Consider the following 1186-nt stretch of genomic DNA (forward strand, 5'->3'; position numbering starts at 1 on the left):
GGGCGTTTCGGAGTTCTACTCGGCCTCTGGGATCAGTGGTCGCGAATGCGTCGGTCGGCGCGGTGGTCAAAGCACGTCTGGCGGACGAAATCCATGCAGTGCGGGGAAACGCCGACGCGTCCGGCGATCCGGGGAGAAGGCTGTAGGTCAAGCGCCGTCGGGTCGGTGACGGCTCGACCTCGCGACTGTGTGTGCTGGCGAGCGTGGCGACCACGGTTCCGGAACCCGGCCGTGTGACAAGCCACCCAGCTGCGGCGAGCTCGGCGTAACAGTCCGCAACAGTGTTTCGGGCAACTCCGAGGTCGACTGCGAGTGTGCGGGAAGGTGGGAGTCTGGTGCCGGGCTTCAACAGTCCACTGTCGATCGCGTCGCGAAGGGTCTGAAGCAGCGCAGTGCGAACCCCGATTCCCTGTGGCAACTCGATATGTAGATCGAACCCAAGATTGGCCCATGAATTCATCACCGGATTGAACCATGTTTCGGGGTCTTTCCGGGATTACGGTTTGAGTATGACTACAGCAACAGGACAACGACTGGATATCGCAAAGCTGGCGCCCGAGGTCTACAAGGCCATGATTGCGTTGGATGCCGCTGCGCGAAAGGGGCTGGAGCCGACGCTCGTCGAGCTGGTACTCACGCGCGCGTCGCAGCTGAATCATTGTGCGTGGTGCTTGGACATGCATACGCGTGATGCTCGGAAGGTCGGAGTGACGGAGCAGAAGCTCTACCTACTGAACGCGTGGGAAGAGGCGCGAGGGATGTACTCCGATCGTGAACGAGCCGCGCTCGCTTTGACCGAGGCCGTGACAGTCCTTACCGACGGTTTCGTTCCGGACGAGGTGTACAGCGAGGCGGCCGCAGAGTTCTCGGACGAGGAACTGGCCCAGCTCATCAGCGTCATTTTGACGATCAATGCGTGGAATCGCATTGCGGTGACCACGAGGAAGGCGCCGCCGGTACGGAGCTGACCCCGAGCCGCATTCGTCACGTGCGATCGGCGACCGGCTGTCTCGGTCGGAGATCTGGGCAATCACTCCAAAGAGGACCAAAAGATTGCTTTCTGCTGTGAACAAAACCGACTGAATCTTTGAACCGCCGCCTGGCCTCCGAACCCGCCCCCGCCGCCGACACCGGCGAACCCAAGGCGCCCCGGCTCACCGACCGCGAGACCGAGGTGCTGCGCCTG

At 62.1% G+C, this 1186-nt stretch carries 2 protein-coding genes and 1 pseudogene; 2 read left to right on the forward strand and 1 reads right to left on the reverse strand.

Going from position 1 to position 1186, the window contains the following annotated elements; all coding sequences use genetic code 11:
- On the reverse strand, window positions 1-463 hold a 463-nt coding region (locus tag ABT116_RS48315), incomplete at its 3' end, for a GntR family transcriptional regulator (RefSeq protein WP_502984098.1).
- 46 nt (window positions 464-509) lie between these two features.
- Here ABT116_RS48315 and ABT116_RS48320 point away from each other — a divergent pair.
- Both ABT116_RS48320 and ABT116_RS48325 read left to right on the forward strand, forming a co-directional pair.
- On the forward strand, window positions 510-968 hold the full coding sequence (locus ABT116_RS48320; protein ID WP_095973441.1) for a carboxymuconolactone decarboxylase family protein: 459 nt from the start codon (window positions 510-512) through the stop codon (window positions 966-968).
- Between the two features lie 125 nt (window positions 969-1093).
- Window positions 1094-1186: pseudogene (locus tag ABT116_RS48325) on the forward strand (DNA-binding response regulator); the annotation flags it as partial.

This window comes from Streptomyces sp. NPDC002130 (genome assembly GCF_040296465.1).
Lineage (GTDB): Bacteria > Actinomycetota > Actinomycetes > Streptomycetales > Streptomycetaceae > Streptomyces.